Source organism: Arsenicicoccus sp. oral taxon 190 (genome assembly GCF_001189535.1).
Lineage (GTDB): Bacteria > Actinomycetota > Actinomycetes > Actinomycetales > Dermatophilaceae > Arsenicicoccus.
The window spans coordinates 229,914-246,546 of sequence record NZ_CP012070.1; the positions used below are offsets into that span (position 1 = coordinate 229,914).

A 16,633-nucleotide genomic window follows, 5' to 3' on the forward strand; every position below is an offset into this window, starting at 1 on the left:
TGACCGATCGAGAAACATTGGGTGTCCGGAAGGTCTAGACAGGGGGCCCTCCGCAGGCCAGGATGATCGCCCATACGGCCCTTCCATCCCCAGGCCGTGCTCACTCACAGGTGTCATCGATGCGCCATCGGACTGTTCGTCGCCCTGCCCTCGTGTCCCTCGCGGCCGCGGCCGCCCTCGCGGGCGTCAGGGCGATCGCCCCCGCCGCCCAGGCCGGGACCCCCATCAACCCCATCGTCGGCGGCAGCCAGGCCCCGGAGGGCCGCTGGCCCATGGCCGTCAAGCTCAAGATGACCACCTCGGGCGGCACCTTCGGCTGCGGCGCCTCCCTGATCAGCCCGGACACCATCCTCACCGCGCAGCACTGCCTCGACGAGACCCCCGCGACGATGAAGGTCCAGGCCCTCATCGGCAAGGTCGACTACACCCAGGGCGAGTCCCGCGCGGTGGTCAGCTGGAAGACCGGCGGCGGCCCGCGCAACGGCGACTGGGCCGTCGGCAAGCTCGACCGCCCGTCCACCATCACGACCTTCGCCCCCATCACCGCGGACAGCTCGCTCGACCGCCCCCCGTGGTTCACCGCCATCGGGTGGGGCCGCCTGGTCGAGGGCGGCGCCAGCACGCAGTACCTCCAGCAGGTCGACCTGCCGCTGCACACCGGCAACGGCTGCCTGCCGTATGCCGACGCCGAGATCTGCGCCGGCGGCAACGGCACCGCCGGCAAGGACACCTGCAACGGCGACTCCGGCGGCCCGCTCTTCGCCAAGAACTCCTACGGCCGCGACGTGCAGGTCGGCATCACCTCCTGGGGCGTCGGCTGCGCCCGGGCCACCGACCCCGGCCACTACACCAAGATCTCGGCCTACCGCACCCAGATCCTCGCGGCCATCGACGCGGTCGGCGGGACCCAGCCCGGCGGCTCGACCCCCACCCCGACGCCGACGCCGACCCCGACCCCGACCCCGACGCCCACGCCGACCCCGGGCACCAACACGGTCGTCAACGGCGGCTTCGAGTCCGGCCAGACCGGGTGGACCGGCACCAGCGGCCCCATCACCAACAACTCCGGCCGCGCCGCCCACTCCGGCAGCTGGAAGCTCTGGCTCGGCGGCAACGGCTCCACCGCCAGCGAGTCCGAGCAGCAGAGCGTCACCGTCCCCACCAACGGCAAGCTCACCTTCTGGGTCGCCGTCGACACCGACGAGACCTCCAGCTACACCGCCTACGACAAGGCCACCGTCACCGTCAACGGCACCACCGTCGCGTCCTACAGCAACCTGACCACCACCAGCGGCTACGTCCAGAAGACCGTCGACCTGTCCAGCTACGCCGGGCAGACCGTCACCCTGAAGTTCGCCGCCACCGAGGACTCCTCGGCCCAGACGAGCTTCGTCTTCGACGACGTCGCCGTCCAGTAGCACCCCGGTCCACCCGGACCAGAGCACAACCGCACCACCAGCACCACAGCAGCACGGCCGGCCGTCCCACCCCGGGGCGGCCGGCCGTCGGCATACGAGATCTGTGTCGCATGCGTCGATCCCCGGGCCACCCCGCCCTCCGACCCGCCCGGACGGATCCCTAGGGTGGGAGGACCGATCCAGCTCCGCGCCTATCAGACGGGACCGCCGATGAGCACTCGCGTCGCCAACCCTGCCCTCCGCGCCAAGGTGATGTCGGCCGACGCCGCCGCGGCCCTGATCAACCACGGGGACAACGTCGGGATGAGCGGTTTCACCGGCGCGGGCTACCCCAAGGCCGTCCCCGCAGCCCTCGCCGCCCGCATGACCGAGGCCCACGCCCGTGGCGACGACTTCCGGGTCGGGGTGTGGACCGGCGCGTCGACCGCCCCCGAGCTCGACGGCGCCCTCGCCGAGGCCGACGGCGTCGAGCTGCGGCTGCCCTACCAGTCCGACCCGATCAGCCGCGCCAAGATCAACGCCGGCACGATGGAGTACATCGACGTCCACCTGTCCCACGTCGCCCAGATGACCTGGGAGGGCTTCCTCGGCAGGCTCGACGTCGCCCTCGTCGAGGTCGCCGCGGTCACCGAGGACGGCACCCTGCTCCCGTCGGCGTCGGTCGGCAACAACAAGACCTGGATCGACCAGGCGGACAAGGTGATCCTCGAGGTCAACTCCTGGCAGCGGCTCGAGCTCGAGGGCATGCACGACATCTACTACGGCACCGCCCTGCCACCGCACCGCAAGCCGGTGCCGATCGTCGACGCCGCGGACCGCATCGGCGAGACCCACTTCCGGTGCCCGGCGGACAAGATCATCGCCATCGTCGAGACCGACGCACCCGACCGCAACACCGCCTTCAAGGCGCTGGACGAGGACTCCAGGGCCATCGCGGGGCACCTCATGGACTTCCTGCAGCTCGAGGTCCGCGCCGGCCGTATGCCGGAGGGGCTGCTGCCCCTGCAGAGCGGCGTCGGCAACATCGCCAACGCGGTGCTCGCGGGCCTGTCCGAGTCGCCGTGGACGGGGCTGAAGGCCTACACCGAGGTGCTCCAGGACGGCATGCTCGACCTCATCGAGGACGGCACCATCGAGGTGGCCTCCGCGACGGCATTCTCGTTGTCCCCGCAGGGAGTTCAGCGGTTCAACGACAACATCGACTTCTTCCGCAGGCGGATCATCATGCGGCCGCAGGAGATCTCCAACCACCCCGAGGTCATCCGGCGGCTCGGCGTCATCGCGAGCAACGGCCTGATCGAGGCCGACATCTACGGCAACGTCAACTCGACGCACATCATGGGCTCGCGCATCCAGAACGGCATCGGCGGCTCCGGCGACTTCGCCCGCAACGCCTACCTGTCCACGTTCGTGACGCCGTCGACCGCCAAGGGCGGCGCGCTGTCGTGCATCGTCCCCATGGTCACCCACGTCGACCACACCGAGCACGACGTGCAGGTGCTGATCACCGAGCAGGGCCTGGCCGACCTGCGCGGCTGCTCGCCACGCAAGCGCGCGCAGCGGATCATCGACCACTGCGCGCACCCGGACTTCAGGCCGATGCTGCAGGACTACTTCGACCGGGCGCAGCGCGGCGCGTGGGGCCTGCAGACGCCGCACCTGCTGGCCGAGGCCTTCTCCTGGCACGAGAGGTTCATGCAGACGGGGACGATGCGACCGGCGTGATCGGGCGCGCCCGACGGCCGTCTCACCTGCGGGTGGGGCGGCCGTCGTCATACGGCTTAGACTGCGAGCGTCCTCGCGGGAGCCCGGAGCACCGGGCTGAGAGGAGACCTGTCGCCGGTCTCGACCGCCGCACCGGCCCGGTCATGCGGGCCCGGGAGAAAGGTGGCCCCGATGCCCGGCCCCCACGTGATCGTCCTCGGCGGCGGTGTCGTCGGGCTGGCCTGCGCCTGGGAGCTCGCCCGCCGCGGCAGCACGGTGGAGCTGTGGGACCCCACCCCGGGCCAGGGCGCCTCCCACGCGGCGGGGGGCATGCTGGCCCCGGTGTCCGAGGCGTCCTACGACGAGCAGGAGCTGCTCGGGCTGCTGCTCGACTCCCACCGGCTCTGGCCGGACTTCGCGGCGCGGCTGGGGTCGGCCTCGGGCATCGACCCCGAGCTGCAGCAGACCGGCGCCCTGCACGTGGGCCTGGACCTCGACGACGCCCGGCAGGTATGGCGCGCCGCCGAGCTGCTCGACCGCTACGACCTGCCCTACTCGCGGCTGTCGACGCGGGAGCTGCGTCGGCTGTCGCCCGCCCTGGCGCCCGGCGCCCGCACCGCGCTGCTCGTCGAGAGCGACCTGTCCGTCGACAACCGCCTGGTGGTGCAGGGTCTGCTGACGGCCTGCCTGCGCGCGGGGGTCTCGTTGGTGCCGCGGCGGGGCGCCCCACTGGTCGTCGACGGCCGGGTCGTGGGCGTCGGTGCCAGCGACCACGGCAACCCGCAGGAGTCCCGCGGCGACGCGGTGGTCCTCGCGGCCGGCCACGAGAGCGCCCGCGTGCCGGGCGTCGCGGACCTGCTCACCCTCCCGATCCGGCCGGTCAAGGGCCAGATCCTGCGGCTGGCCGGCGCCCAGGGCCTGCTCGGCCACACCGTGCGGGGCACGGTGCACGGCGACCACGTCTACCTGATCCCCCGCAGCACCGGGGAGCTCGTGGTGGGGGCCACCTCCGAGGAGCTCGACGACACCCACGTCACCGGGCGCGGCCTGCTGGACCTGCTGCGGGCCGCCACCGCGCTGCTGCCCGAGGTGGGCGAGCTGCGGCTGCTGGACGCCGTCGCGCGGCTGCGGCCCGGCACCCCGGACAACGCCCCCCTGCTCGGGCTCGCGACGACCCCCGGCCTCGTGGTGGCTACCGGCCACTTCCGTCACGGCATGCTGCTGACTCCCGTCACCGCGCAGGTCGTGGCCGAGCTGGTGCTGGACGGCGCCACGTCGGTGGCGGCCGCCCGTCCGTTCACGCCCGACCGGTTCACCGGCACCCTGTCCCGAACCCCATCCCCCACCCCGACCCCGACCCCCACCCCGACCAGCAGGAGCACCCCATGAAGATCGTCGTCAACGGCGACACCCGCGACGTCCCGGACGCCTGCGACGTCGCGGCGCTCGTCGAGCACCTCGGGCTGGTCCCGCAGGGCATCGCGGTGGCCGTGGACGAGCACGTCGTCCCCCGCACCGCCTGGACCGGGCGGACCCTCGTGGACGGGGACCGCGTCGAGATCGTCACCGCCATGCAGGGAGGCTGATCCACCATGACCGACACCGCAGCCCAGATCGCCCCCGCCACCGAGGTCCCCGGCGACGACCGGCTCGTCCTCGGCGACCTCGAGCTGGAGTCCCGCCTCTTCCTCGGCACCGGAGGCGCCCGGCGCATCCAGGACCTCGAGCAGGCCGTGCTGGCCGCCCGCCCGAGCCTCGTGACCGTGGCGATGCGGCGGGTGTCGCTCGGCGGCCACGACGACACGCTCGGCCTGCTGCGTCGCCTCGACTGCCGCCTGCTGCCCAACACGGCCGGGTGCTACACGGCGCGCGAGGCCGTCCTGACCGCGCGCCTGGCCCGGGAGGCCCTCGGCACCGACCTCATCAAGGTCGAGGTCATCGCCGACGACCGCACCCTGCTGCCCGACGCCGTCGAGCTGCTCGACGCCTGCGAGCAGCTCGTCGACGACGGGTTCACGGTCCTGCCCTACACGACCGACGACCCGGTGGTAGCCCGCCGGCTCGCCGACCTCGGGTGCGCCGCCGTCATGCCGCTCGGCTCGCCGATCGGCTCCGGCCTCGGCATCCGCAACCCCCACAACATCGAGCTGATCCGCGAATCCGTATCCGTGCCAGTCGTGCTCGACGCCGGCATCGGCACCGCCTCGGACGCCGCGCTGGCCATGGAGCTCGGCTGCGACGCCGTGCTGGTGGCGTCCGCGGTCACCCGCGCCGAGCACCCGGCGGCGATGGCCGCGGCGATCCGGCACGCCACGATCGCCGGGCGGCTCGCCTGGTCGGCGGGGCGGATCCCGGTGCGGCGGCACGCGCTGGCCTCCTCGCCGATGGAGGGGCGCATCGACTGATGGCGCCCCGGCTGCTCGTGCTGACCGACCGGTCCCAGCTGCCGCCCGGCCGGTCGCTGGTCGAGCAGGTCTCGCGGTGCGTCGACGCCGACGCGCGCTGGGTGCTGCTGCGCGAGCGCGCCTTGCCCACCCCCGAGCGCACCCGCCTGGCGAGCGAGCTCGCGCGGCTGCTGCACCCCGTCGGCGGCCGCCTCCTGGTCGCCGCCCCGGACCTCGGGCCAGGGGCGGACGGCCTCCACCTGCGCGCGACCGACCCGCCCTGGACCGGCCGTCCGCTGGTCGTGGGCCGCTCCGTGCACGACGAGGCCGAGCTGCGGGCGGCGGTGGCGCAGGGGTGCGACTACGTCACGCTGTCGCCGTATGCCGCGACCGCCTCCAAGCCCGGCTACGGCCCCGCGCTCGGACCTGCCGGCCTCCGTCGGGTCCTCGATGCCGCGCCACCGGACGGGACGAGAGTCCTTGCGCTCGGCGGCATCTCGCCGCGCAACGCCGCCGAGGCGGTAGCGGCCGGCGCCCACGGCGTGGCGGTCATGGGCGAGGTGATGCGTGCCGGCGACCCGGGGAGCGTCATACGGGACCTGCTCGCAGCCCTCGGGTGAGCCGGCGGCCGGGTCAGCCGGCGGCCGGCAGCGGCCCGACGGTCAGCGACCGCAGCGCCGGCACGACCTGCTCGGCGAAGGTCCGCAGGAACCTCTCCTGGTCGTGCCCCGGGCCGTGGAAGACGAGGTGGTCGAAGCCGAGGTCGGTGTACTCCCGCACCTGCTCCACGACCTCCTCCGGGGTCGACGCGACGATCCAGCGGCGGGCCACCTGCTCGATCGGCAGGGCGTCGGCCGCCGCCTCCATCTCGGCCGGGTCGTGCAGCGAGTGCTTCTGCTCGGCGGTCAGCGACAGCGGCGCCCAGAAGCGGCAGTTCTCCAGCGCCGCAGCGGGATCCGGGTCGTAGGACAGCTTGATCTCGATCATCCGGTCCAGCTCGTCGGCGGAACGACCGGCCTTGGCGGCGCCCTCGACAACGGCGGGGACGAGCTGGTCGGCATACAGCTCACGACCCTTGCCCGAGGTGCAGATGAAGCCGTCGCCCTTGCGCCCGGCGTACCGCGCGACCATCGGGCCACCGGCGGCGACGTAGACGGGCACGGGGGACTCGGGGCGGTCGTAGACCGTGGCGTCCTGGGTGCGGTAGTAGGTGCCCTCGTGGGTGACGCGCTCCTCGGTCCACAGGCGACGCATCAGCTCGACGGCCTCGCGCAGCCGGGCGAAGCGCTCCTTGAAGTCCGGCCAGTCCCCCTCCACGGAGCCCACGGCGATCTCGTTGAGGGCCTCGCCGGTGCCGACGCCGAGGACGATGCGCCCCGGGTGCAGGCACGCCAGCGTCGCGAAGGCCTGCGCCACCATGGCGGGGTTGTAGCGGAAGGTCGGCGTCATCACGGAGGTCCCCACCAGGATCCGCTCGGTGCGCGCCGCGACGTGGGCGAGCCAGGGGATGCTCGACGGGGCGTGGCCGCCCGTGTGCCGCCACGGCTGGAAGTGGTCGGCGATGAACGCGCTGTCGAGGCCGAGCTCCTCGGCGAGGATCGCGTAGCCGGCGAGGTCGCGCGGCGCGAACTGCTCGGCCGATGCCTTGTACCCGATCCGTGGCGCCATGGGGATCTCCTTCGTCGACCTGGTCGGTGCCCGTCCGTGAGGGTGGGGGCCGGGCACCCGGGGACGGGGCCCCGGGCCCGTCCCACACTAGGCCCGCGGGCTACGCTGCGGCCATGACCGAGCAGGCCGTCGCCCGTGACGTGGATCGCTTCGACCCCGCCCGCCGGACCTGGGTGGCGGCCGCCATACGGGCCGTGCAGGCTGACGGCAACCGGTCCGCGGACACCCACCTGCTGCCGGTCCGGCTCCCCGAGGCGTGGGGCATCCGGCTCTACCTCAAGGACGAGTCCACCCACCCCTCCGGGTCGCTGAAGCACCGCCTGGCCCGGTCGCTGTTCCTCTACGCGCTGTGCAACGGCTGGGTCGGCCCCGACACCCCGATCATCGAGGCGTCCAGCGGGTCGACGGCCGTGAGCGAGGCGTGGTTCGCGCGGCTGCTGGGGCTGGACTTCATCGCCGTCATGCCCCGCTCCACCAGCCCCGCCAAGGTCGACCTCATCGAGTTCGCCGGGGGGCGTTGCGAGTTCGTGGACGACCCGGCGCAGCTCTACCCCCGCGCCATGGAGCTCGCCGAGCAGCTCGGCGGGCACTACATGGACCAGTTCACCTTCGCCGAGCGCGCCACGGACTGGCGCGGCAACAACAACATCGCCGAGTCGATCTTCGACCAGCTGGCGCTGGAGCCCTACCCCGACCCCACGTGGATCGTCACCGCCGCCGGGACCGGCGGCACCTCGGCCACGATCGGACGGCACCTGCGCTACGGCGGCCACCTGACCCGCCTGTGCGTCACCGACCCCGAGAACTCCGCCTTCTTCGACGGGTGGTGCGAGGAGGACCGGGGCGTGACGACCTGCGTCGCGTCGCGGATCGAGGGCATCGGGCGGCCCCGCGTGGAGCCGAGCTTCATCGCCGGGGTGGTCGACCGCATGATCTCGGTGCCCGACGCCGCCTCCATCGCGGGGATCCACGTGCTGCGCTCGCGCACCGGGCTCTTCGCGGGCGGCTCCACCGGCACCAACCTCTTCGGGGCGCTCAAGCTGGTCTGCGAGATGCGCGCCCGGGGCGAGCAGGGGTCTGTCGTGACGCTCCTGTGCGACGGCGGGGGTCGGTATGCCGACAGCTACTACTCGCGAGAGTGGCTGTCGCGCAAGGGACTCGACATCGACCGGTGGATCCCGACGTTCGAGCGCGCCCTGGACGAGGGTGTCTGGCTGGAGCCCTGACCTTCCGACCTGGGGGGGTCGGGCGGGCCGACGGGCGCGTGGCGGGCGTGATGGGCACAGACTGGTCGCGGATGCCACGCCAGGCCGCCCCAGACGTCGTACCTGCGTCCACTCTGCGACGGCTCTGCGGCCACTCTGCGACGGCTCGCCAGCACCCCGCGGCGTCCGCCGGAACCTTAGGGTGGCCCGCATGGCCTCGCTCCACCAGACCCCCTTCTCGGACAACCCCGTGCGCGCGGTGCTGCTGCTGGGGTGCCGGGTCCTGCTCGGGCTCGTGCTGATCGCCCACGGGTGGCAGAAGTTCACGATCCTCGGGATCGACGGGGTGGCCGCGCAGATGGCGCGGTCAGGGGTGCCCGTCCCCACCCTCTCCGCGATCCTCGCCGCGACGATCGAGCTGGTGGGCGGGATCTGCATCCTGCTCGGGCTCTTCACGTGGGTGGCGAGCGCGCTGGTGGCGCTGCTGATGTGCGGGGCCTATGCCTTCGTCCACCGCGGCCACGGCGTGCTCGTCGACAAGGGCGGGTGGGAGCTGGTGGCCGCCATCGGCGTGGCGGCGCTGCTGCTCGCGCTGACCAGCCCCGGGGACCTCTCGCTCGACCAGGTGCTGACATCCCCCGACGGCGAGCGCCGACGCCGTCGCCGCCGCTCCTGAGCGGTCGCTGCCGCACCGAGGGGCGGGCGGCGGTTGGCGGCATACGGGCGCCCGTGATGGGCTGAGCCGTATGACGACCGCGCCCGACGCCACCTCCCCCTCCGACCTCCCGCGCCGCAGCCGTGAGGTGCAGGCCGCGCTCGAGTCCGCCGGCGCCTCCGGCCGGATCCGCCTGCTCCCCGACTCGGCCCGCACCGCTCGGGAGGCGGCGGACGCGATGGGGTGTGACGTCGGCGCCATCGCCAACTCGCTCGTGATCATGGCCGACGGGGCGCCGATCCTCGCGCTGACCAGCGGGGCGCACCGGGTCGACTTCGAGGTCCTCGAGCGAGCCCTCGGGGTGGTCGAGGCGCACATGGCCAACGCCGACGAGGTGCGTTCGGCCACAGGGCAGGTCATCGGTGGCGTGGCTCCGCTGGGTCACCCGGCGCCGCTGCGCACCGCGGTCGACGAGGCGCTGCGCGGGCATGAGCAGCTGTGGGCCGCCGGCGGCACGCCGCACACCCTCTTCCCGACGACCTTCGACGAGCTCGTGCGCATCACGGGCGGCGAGGTCGTGCAGGTCGCCCACGACTGACGCCCACCCCCGCCGCCGCTGCCGCTGCCGCTGCTGCTGCTGCTGCTGCTGCTGGCGCCATTGGTCACCAATGACGTTATGGATCGTTCACATCGGGGCCGATCCGGTCATTGGTGACCAATGGCGAGGCCAGGGGGCGTCGTGAGGCAGGATGGGCGGATGCTGACGCTCGAGCTGGCCCGTCGCCTCGCCGCGGCAGGCGTGCTGTGGGAGCCGCGGCCGGGCGACCGGTTCGCGATCGACGTCGACACCCTCGCCGACCAGACCTACTGGATCAGCGACCTGACGATCGAGCTGCACCACTACGCCGACCAGTCCGTCCTCGGCTTCAACGGCACCACCGAGTGGGCCCTCGACTCGGTAGGCCTGGACCAGACCGTCTGGCTGCCCCGCGAGGACCAGCTGCGCGAGCTCCTCGGCGACCGCCTCCGGTCGGTGCACCGCGAGACCGAGCACCCCGAGACCGAGGACCCCGAGCCACAGCCCGTATGGCGGGTCGTCACCGACGACGGGCAGCGGCAACGGCATACGAGGCACACGGACCTCGAGTGCGCCTATGCCGAGGCGCTGCTCGACCTGTGCTGACCTGCCGCGGGGAAGACGATCGCCGCCGGCGGCGTTGACCGGGTGTCCGCCCCGCGCAGTCCCCGACGGCCGCGGAGCACCGCCAGCGAGGAGTCCCCGATGAGCACCAGCGTGAGCCCTGCCACGCGCGACGCCGACGACGCCAGCGACGCCGGCCAGGGCGCCGGCCGCGACGGCACCGCCTCCGACCCCGCCCGCCCCGAGGGTCTCTTCGCGTCGCTGGCCCACATCATCCGGTTCACGAGCGAGCTGCGCCCCTACTACCTGGGGGTCGCGGCGTGCGCCGTGGTCACCGCGACGGCGGGGCTCGCGACCCCCTTCCTGGTGGGGCGGGCCACGGACCTCATCGTCGGCGCGGTGCGCGATGGGCGGGGCACGAGCGTGCTGCCGACGCTGGCGGTGCTCACGCTCGCCATCCTCGCGGCGGAGCTGATCAGCACGCTGGTGTCCAACATCGGGGGCTACACCGGCGACGTGCTCAGCAACCGGATCCGCGCGATCCTGTCTACGCGCTACCTCGACAAGCTGCTGCGGCTGCCGCAGAGCTGGTTCGACGAGGAGATGACCGGGTCGATCGTGTCGCGGCTCAACCGGTCGATCACCGAGGTCTCCAACTTCGCGAAGTCGCTGGCCAACACGTTCTTCACGATGCTGATCCAGACCGCCGCGGTGCTGGTCATCAGCGCGATCTACTACTGGCCGCTGGCGCTGCTGCTGGCCTTCGTGTTCCCCACCTACGTGTGGCTGACCGGGCTCACGTCGCGCACCTGGCAGCGGCTCGAGGCCGACAAGAACCTCCACGTCGACACCGCCGGGGGTCGCTTCGCCGAGGTGGTGGGGCAGATCCGCGTGGTGCGGTCGTTCACCCGCGAGCGGCACGAGCTCGACACCTTCACCGACCACTTCCTGCGCACCGACGCCACGACCAAGAAGCAGTCGCGGCACTGGCACACCATGGACGTGATCCGTCGCGGCGTGCTCAACCTGACCTTCGCCGCGATGTACCTCTTGATCTTCTGGCGCACCCTCGACGGCGGCTTCTCGGTCGGGCAGATGGTGCTGCTGATCCAGCTGATCGCCATGGCCCGCATGCCCGTCGAGATGATGAGCTGGGTGCTCGACGCGTCGCAGCGGGCGGTGGCGGGGTCGCGCGACTACTTCCGGGTGATGGCGGCGGCCGAGGTGCAGCACGTCAGCGAGATGCCCGAGCTGCCGGTCCGCGACGAGCACGCGCCGGTGCTGGAGTTCGAGGACGTGCGGTTCGGTTACGGCGACGGCCCGGACGTGCTGCGCGACGTGACCTTCGACCTGCGGCGCGGCGAGCGGGTCGCCCTGGTCAGCGAGTCCGGCGGCGGCAAGACGACGCTCGTCAACCTGCTGCTCGGCCTCTATCCCCTGCGCGGCGGGCAGATCCGGATCGACGGGGTCGACATCGCCACGCTCCCCCACGACGAGCTGCGGCGGCGGATCTCCCTGGTCTTCCAGGACCCCTCGCTCTTCTCGGACACCGTCGGGGAGAACATCCGCTACGGCCACCCCACCGCCACCGAGGACGAGGTCGCCCTCGCGGCGGAGCGCGCCAACGCCAGCGTCTTCATCGGGGGCCTGGACGGTGAGCTCGACGCCATGATCGGCGAGCGCGGGCTCAAGCTCTCCGGCGGTCAGAAGCAGCGCATCTCTGTGGCCCGCGCCATGCTCAAGGACGCCTCGGTCCTGGTGCTCGACGAGGCCACCAGCGCCCTGGACACGCGCTCCGAGCGGGCCGTGCAGGCCGGGCTCGAGCAGCTGATGGCCGGCCGCACCTCGCTGATCATCGCGCACCGGTTGTCGACGATCGCGAGCGTGGACCGGATCGTCACGATCAAGGACGGCCAGGTGGACGAGATCGGCTCACCGGCCGAGCTGGCCACCTCCGGCGGGGTGTATGCCGAGCTCCTGGCCCTGCAGCGCCGCGGCGAGGACTCCTACCTCAACGCCTACCAGACGGCGCAGTAACCCGCCTCAGCCCGCCTCAGCCCGCCGCAGCTCGCCTCAGCCGCCGCCGGCGCTCCCGCCTCACAGCCGGTGGCCGCGCACCGTCGCCCGCCCGGCGCGCTTGGCGGAGTACATCGACTGGTCGGCGCGCTGCAGCAGCTCGACGGCGTCCACGCGGGTCCCGTCCTCGGTGGTGGCGTATCCCACGCTGGCCGAGACCATCCCGCGCGGGATCAGCTCGGCGGCCGCGTCCTCGACCGCGACGATGACCTCGTGGCCGAGCTGCTCGAGCCGGGCGACGGCGGCGTCGCCGGTCACGTGCACCACGAACTCGTCGCCGCCCCAGCGAGCCGCGGCCGCGTCGCTGGGCAGGACCGCCCGCAGCGCCTCCGCCGCCGCGAGAAGCACCTCGTCGCCGACGGCGTGCCCGAAGACGTCGTTGACGGTCTTGAACCGGTCCAGGTCGATGAGCAGCGCGCCGGCCGGCATACCGTCCGGGAGCTCGTCGAACGCGAGCTGCCAGTATCCGTTGCGGTTGAGCAGCCCGGTCAGGGCGTCGTGCCGCGCGAGCCAGTGCATGTCGTTGCGCTCGGTGATGCGGTCGGTGGCGGCGTGGCCGGCCGCGGCGAGGGCGCTGAGCGCCTCGCGTTCGTGGCAGGGCAGGGACACGTCGTAGGTGCGCAGGGTCGCCCGCAGCCAGCGCGTCTCCGCGGCGTGGCTGTGGTCGAGCGGGGCGGTCGGCTGGCCGGGTGACGACAGCGGCAACCAGAGCTTGCGGCGGTTGCGCAGCGGCGGCTCGGTGGTGATGTCCACGGTGCAGGCGGGTGCGAGGGCGGTCGCGGCCTGGAGCACGACGCGCTCGACCTCCACCAGCTCCTCGGCCGAGGCGAGCCGGGTGATGGCGTTCAGCAGGATCCAGTTGGACTGCTGGCCGTCGGCGCGCTCGACCGTGACGCGGACGAGGCGCGCCACCAGCACCAGCGGCAGCGCGAGCACGATCGCCGCCTCGACCGGCGGTGACATCCAGAGCGCGAGCCCGGCGAGCACGCCCAGCCCCGCCCCCACCAGGGCGGCGAGACCCAGGGAGGACCACCGCACCGGCGCGCCCAGCTGCCCCGAGATCCACCGCGACGCCAGGTCGCTGAGGATCGACTCCACCAGCCCGTATGCCGCCCCCACCGTCAGCCCCACCACCGCGCTGCGGTCGGCGCGGCTGGTCGGCCAGCCGCCGGCGGTCACGGCGACCTGCAGGCCCGCTGCGGCCACGCCGGGGAAGGTCCGCAGCGCCGTGTTGAGCAGGGCGATCGACAGGTAGTGGCGCTGGACGAGCTCGAGCGCCAGCGAGCTGGCCAGCCACAGCGCGGTGCCGGGGCCGGGGCCCAGCGCGGCGAGCGCGAGGACCAGGACCCCGCCCTCGAGGATGGTCTCGTTGGCGATGCCGGCGCGGCGGATGACGATGGGGTTGAGGCCGGCCCAGAACCGCAGCCCCACCAGGAGTGCCACGAACCCGGCGTGCTCCCCCAGTGCCAGGAACGGCGGGGAACCCAGCGCGACCGCCGTGACGAGGACCAGCCCCGCGCCGACGAGCCCGAGATGCGCACAGCGCGTGGTCGTCGTCCAGCCCCGCCCGGGCAGGCCGAGCCGCTGCAGCAGCAGCTCGTCGAGGCGTTCTCGCTGCACCGTCACCCCCTGTGCACTCTGAGTGAGGGGTTTACCTTGGCACGCGGACGGTCGGGGTGCCGGGTCGAAGCGCGCCGCCGGGGCGGGGGTGGCGGGGTGGGCGGCGGATCAGTTTGCGGGTCAGGACAATTCGGACCTGCAGCGCGTTCCTGAATCGCGCCACCCGCGGCCAGGCCAAGCACTGGTGCCCGTGCATGCTCGAGGCGCGGCCTGATGTCGGCTGGCTCCGCCCTTGGTTCAGGCCACGCTCCCAATGGCCCGGGTTCCGACTTGGAGTTCTCGGCGAACGCTCCAACGCATACCCACAATGCAGGCCATCGCTCCAACACAGATACGTCTATAGTTGGAGTATCGCCGTCACGCTCCAAGTGGTTGGGATAGAGACCCGCTCCCAACGATCTCCCATCGAGTTAGGAGTCTCGCGTGGACCCGTCAGACTTCATCGACAGCCAGTTCGGCGCTGCGGTGCGCCGCCCTGGGGACAGGTGGGCCTTCACGCACTACCAACCGAAGCCCATCCCCCGAAGCCTCACGCTGCCGATGCACGTGGTGATGGCGCTATCGGAGGCCGACACGGCCCTTGGCAACCTGGCCGGGCTCAGCACCCTCATCACCGATCCGAGCACGCTCATCGGGCCCTACCTGCGTCGCGAGGCTCTCGCTTCGTCTCGCATCGAAGGCACCCAAGCCTCGCTGTCGGACCTCCTTCAGGCCGAGGTCGACGCCCAGGCGGGCAGTGATGACGTCGATGAGGTTCGCCGGTACCTGGACGCCACCGACCTTGCCTACCGCCTCAGCGCAGAGCTCCCCATCACCCAGCGGCTCATCCTGGAAGTTCACGAGACCCTGCTCCGTGGCGTCCGCGGGGAGGAGAAGAATCCTGGCGCTTTCCGACTCACACCCGTGTGGGTCGGCCACGCCGGCGCGACTCCGGAGACCGCCACCTACGTGCCGCCGCTCCCCGACGAGATCGGGGCGCTCCTGACCGACTGGGAGCGATTCGTAAATGAACCCGCCCCCACCCTCCCTGTCCTCGTCCACGCGGCGATGATGCACTATCAGTTCGAGACCATCCACCCCTTCTTGGATGGCAACGGCCGCATCGGTCGCTTGCTCATCAACGTGATACTGAAGGAGCGAGGGCGCCTCCCCCATCCGCTCCTCTACCTGTCGAGCTACTTCGAGGCCCACCGGCAGGAGTACTACGCCGCGCTCCAGGGCGTGCGTGAGCGTGGTGACATCGACAGCTGGCTCCACTTCTTCCTGCACGCCGTCACCGAGCAGGCGAACGATGGCGTGGCTAGGTCGAAACGGCTGATCGGAATCAGAGAAGGCTACCGGGCCCGCGTAGCGCAGGACCGATCGCGTCTGCCGGCGCTGGTGGAGCTCATCGTCCACAACCCCTTCTTGACTGTACGGTCTGTACAGGCAGCGCTGGAGGTGACCAACCAGGGGGCGCGCAACCTCATCCGTCGCGCCGAGGACCAAGGTTTTGTTCGCAGTCTGGGCACCTTCGGACGCGGCGGTCGGGAGACCTGGCTCGCACAGGAGGTGTTCGACGTGCTGGAGGCACCCATGCTCTATGCGGACCCTCCTGCCCTCGACTAGCCGCCACCTGGCCGAGGGCCATCACCCCGCCGCTCGAAGACGTACGCAAAGCCCCTGGGCTGCACAGACGGCCCAGGAGGAGGGACTCGAACCCTCAACCACCTGTTCCCGAGGCGTCGGCTACGGGGCGGGACGAGTCGGGCCGGATACCCGCTCTGACCTGCTCAGACGTCTGTCCACCCGCCCTGATCTGCACAGTCACCACTTTGGGCACGCCGCCCCACCCCGACTCGCCGGTTTCGGACCTAAAACGGACCGGTTGCGACTCAGCAATCGACCCCGCCACTCGCGCCCCGTACGCCCATGCCGAGCCTCGCGACCGGCTCGTCTACCCGCCCGCCCCGAACTTCGCGAGCGGCCGGCTAAACCCTACGGAGGATGCTCCGCAGCGCATCGAGGCAGACGGCACGCGACCGGCGCAACTTCGCCCCGCACGCGACTCCATGACCTGTGGCACGTGTTCGCCCGCGTCTACCTCGCGGCGGGCGTCAGCAGTGACGCCGACGTTCACTGCCTGTCGCCCCTGGCCTCATCACGTACCCGTTCCCGATCAGGGCCGGTTTGCAGGGGAAGATCACGCTCCCCGAGAATCTGTCGCGACGTGAGGCCGAGAGAATCAGCGCGTTCATCAAGACCCTGGCCTTCGAGGCCGAGGTCGTGGATGACACACGCCGCGAGATTGCGTCAACGGCCTACCGACGGCAGAGCAGTGATGAGCCCGCCCGCCGAGATGAATCAAGCACCTGGGGAACCGGCTCGTCTTAAGGCGAGCCGCTAACCGGGAGCAGCCCACAACTCAGTTTGGGGGGGCTCCTCGGCGTGTCGGACCCGAAACAGGCCTGGAAGGGGCTGAGACGGGTGACCCGTGAAGCCGAGAAACGGGCTGTGACCTGCGGGAACAGAGCTGGAGAAGGGACTCGAACCCTCAACCACCTGTTTACAAGACAGGTGCGCTACCGATTGCGCCACTCCAGCGGGATGACGGTGGCCCCTACGGGCGGGCTTCCGTCATACGTGCCGTCCGATCCTAGTGGGGGCGGTCGGCCGGGACGAACTCCCCTGCACCCGACCCCGACGCCAGAGGGCCCGCTCCCTCCCCCGAGTCGGGGTGGAGCGGGCCCTCCGCGAGCTGAGCAGGCGCCGGGGCGCCCGGG

14 protein-coding genes and 1 tRNA gene are annotated in these 16,633 nt (G+C 72.0%); 12 read left to right on the forward strand and 3 right to left on the reverse strand.

Going from position 1 to position 16,633, the window contains the following annotated elements; genetic code table 11:
* Nucleotides 1-119: 119 nt before the first annotated feature.
* The 6 genes from ADJ73_RS01060 (at nucleotide 120) to ADJ73_RS01085 (ending at nucleotide 6,126) form a co-directional block, all read left to right on the forward strand.
* Entirely contained in the window at nucleotides 120-1,418 is a 1,299-nt protein-coding gene (locus tag ADJ73_RS01060; protein ID WP_172669671.1) for a trypsin-like serine protease, read from the forward strand.
* A gap of 210 nt (nucleotides 1,419-1,628) precedes the next feature.
* On the forward strand, nucleotides 1,629-3,143 hold the full coding sequence (locus tag ADJ73_RS01065; RefSeq protein ID WP_050346718.1) for an acetyl-CoA hydrolase/transferase family protein: 1,515 nt from the start codon (nucleotides 1,629-1,631) through the stop codon (nucleotides 3,141-3,143).
* A gap of 171 nt (nucleotides 3,144-3,314) precedes the next feature.
* The gene (thiO, locus tag ADJ73_RS01070; RefSeq protein ID WP_172669674.1) at nucleotides 3,315-4,511 is read left to right on the forward strand and encodes a glycine oxidase ThiO; all 1,197 of its coding nucleotides are present in this window, start codon (nucleotides 3,315-3,317) and stop codon (nucleotides 4,509-4,511) included.
* Nucleotides 4,508-4,708, forward strand: coding sequence for a sulfur carrier protein ThiS (gene thiS / locus ADJ73_RS01075; RefSeq protein ID WP_050346719.1), 201 nt, complete (start codon nucleotides 4,508-4,510; stop codon nucleotides 4,706-4,708). The genes thiO and thiS overlap by 4 nt, the downstream gene beginning before the upstream one ends.
* 6 nt (nucleotides 4,709-4,714) lie before the next feature.
* A complete protein-coding gene (locus tag ADJ73_RS01080) occupies nucleotides 4,715-5,527 on the forward strand; it encodes a thiazole synthase (RefSeq protein ID WP_050346720.1) in 813 nt (270 codons plus the stop codon).
* Nucleotides 5,527-6,126 (forward strand): thiamine phosphate synthase, encoded by a 600-nt coding sequence (locus ADJ73_RS01085; protein WP_050346721.1) that lies wholly within the window; start codon nucleotides 5,527-5,529, stop codon nucleotides 6,124-6,126. The genes ADJ73_RS01080 and ADJ73_RS01085 overlap by 1 nt, the downstream gene beginning before the upstream one ends.
* Before the next feature lie 13 nt (nucleotides 6,127-6,139).
* On the opposite strand, the gene fgd is transcribed toward ADJ73_RS01085, so the two are convergent.
* On the reverse strand, nucleotides 6,140-7,174 hold the full coding sequence (gene fgd / locus ADJ73_RS01090; RefSeq protein ID WP_050346722.1) for a glucose-6-phosphate dehydrogenase (coenzyme-F420): 1,035 nt from the start codon (nucleotides 7,172-7,174) through the stop codon (nucleotides 6,140-6,142).
* Between the two features lie 113 nt (nucleotides 7,175-7,287).
* On the opposite strand from fgd, the gene ADJ73_RS01095 reads away from it, so the two are divergent.
* The 5 genes from ADJ73_RS01095 (at nucleotide 7,288) to ADJ73_RS01115 (ending at nucleotide 12,212) form a co-directional block, all read left to right on the forward strand.
* Nucleotides 7,288-8,400: a PLP-dependent cysteine synthase family protein gene (locus ADJ73_RS01095; protein ID WP_050346723.1), complete on the forward strand. Its 1,113-nt coding sequence runs from the start codon at nucleotides 7,288-7,290 to the stop codon at nucleotides 8,398-8,400.
* A 190-nt stretch (nucleotides 8,401-8,590) separates the two neighbouring features.
* Entirely contained in the window at nucleotides 8,591-9,055 is a 465-nt protein-coding gene (locus ADJ73_RS01100; RefSeq protein WP_050346724.1) for a DoxX family protein, read from the forward strand.
* 70 nt (nucleotides 9,056-9,125) lie between these two features.
* Nucleotides 9,126-9,632, forward strand: a complete 507-nt coding sequence (locus ADJ73_RS01105; RefSeq protein WP_050346725.1) for a YbaK/EbsC family protein — start codon at nucleotides 9,126-9,128, stop codon at nucleotides 9,630-9,632.
* Nucleotides 9,633-9,791: 159 nt separating this feature from the next.
* Nucleotides 9,792-10,217, forward strand: a complete 426-nt coding sequence (locus tag ADJ73_RS01110; protein ID WP_050346726.1) for a hypothetical protein — start codon at nucleotides 9,792-9,794, stop codon at nucleotides 10,215-10,217.
* A 99-nt stretch (nucleotides 10,218-10,316) separates the two neighbouring features.
* A complete protein-coding gene (locus tag ADJ73_RS01115) occupies nucleotides 10,317-12,212 on the forward strand; it encodes an ABC transporter ATP-binding protein (RefSeq protein ID WP_082176652.1) in 1,896 nt (631 codons plus the stop codon).
* A 60-nt stretch (nucleotides 12,213-12,272) separates the two neighbouring features.
* Here the strand turns inward: ADJ73_RS01115 and ADJ73_RS01120 are convergent, their stop codons facing one another.
* The gene (locus ADJ73_RS01120; protein ID WP_156188055.1) at nucleotides 12,273-13,871 is read right to left on the reverse strand and encodes a GGDEF domain-containing protein; all 1,599 of its coding nucleotides are present in this window, start codon (nucleotides 13,869-13,871) and stop codon (nucleotides 12,273-12,275) included.
* Nucleotides 13,872-14,294: 423 nt separating this feature from the next.
* Here ADJ73_RS01120 and ADJ73_RS01125 point away from each other — a divergent pair, with 423 nt between their 5' ends.
* Entirely contained in the window at nucleotides 14,295-15,479 is a 1,185-nt protein-coding gene (locus ADJ73_RS01125) for a Fic family protein (RefSeq protein ID WP_050346728.1), read from the forward strand.
* A 902-nt stretch (nucleotides 15,480-16,381) separates the two neighbouring features.
* Here the strand turns inward: ADJ73_RS01125 and ADJ73_RS01130 are convergent.
* Nucleotides 16,382-16,454 (reverse strand) — tRNA-Thr (locus tag ADJ73_RS01130).
* Between the last annotated feature and the right edge of the window lie 179 nt (nucleotides 16,455-16,633).

Excerpts from the sequence above, each read along its gene's own strand:
- ADJ73_RS01085 (WP_050346721.1), top strand. The coding sequence starts at position 5,527 with ATGGCGCCCCGGCTGCTCGTGCTGACCGACCGGTCCCAGCTGCCGCCC.
- thiS (WP_050346719.1), top strand. The coding sequence starts at position 4,508 with ATGAAGATCGTCGTCAACGGCGACACCCGCGACGTCCCGGACGCCTGC.
- ADJ73_RS01105 (WP_050346725.1), top strand. The coding sequence starts at position 9,126 with ATGACGACCGCGCCCGACGCCACCTCCCCCTCCGACCTCCCGCGCCGC.
- thiO (WP_172669674.1), top strand. The coding sequence starts at position 3,315 with ATGCCCGGCCCCCACGTGATCGTCCTCGGCGGCGGTGTCGTCGGGCTG.
- ADJ73_RS01095 (WP_050346723.1), top strand. The coding sequence starts at position 7,288 with ATGACCGAGCAGGCCGTCGCCCGTGACGTGGATCGCTTCGACCCCGCC.
- ADJ73_RS01065 (WP_050346718.1), top strand. The coding sequence starts at position 1,629 with ATGAGCACTCGCGTCGCCAACCCTGCCCTCCGCGCCAAGGTGATGTCG.
- fgd (WP_050346722.1), bottom strand. The coding sequence starts at position 7,174 with ATGGCGCCACGGATCGGGTACAAGGCATCGGCCGAGCAGTTCGCGCCG.
- ADJ73_RS01110 (WP_050346726.1), top strand. The coding sequence starts at position 9,792 with ATGCTGACGCTCGAGCTGGCCCGTCGCCTCGCCGCGGCAGGCGTGCTG.
- ADJ73_RS01100 (WP_050346724.1), top strand. The coding sequence starts at position 8,591 with ATGGCCTCGCTCCACCAGACCCCCTTCTCGGACAACCCCGTGCGCGCG.
- ADJ73_RS01115 (WP_082176652.1), top strand. The coding sequence starts at position 10,317 with ATGAGCACCAGCGTGAGCCCTGCCACGCGCGACGCCGACGACGCCAGC.
- ADJ73_RS01060 (WP_172669671.1), top strand. The coding sequence starts at position 120 with ATGCGCCATCGGACTGTTCGTCGCCCTGCCCTCGTGTCCCTCGCGGCC.
- ADJ73_RS01080 (WP_050346720.1), top strand. The coding sequence starts at position 4,715 with ATGACCGACACCGCAGCCCAGATCGCCCCCGCCACCGAGGTCCCCGGC.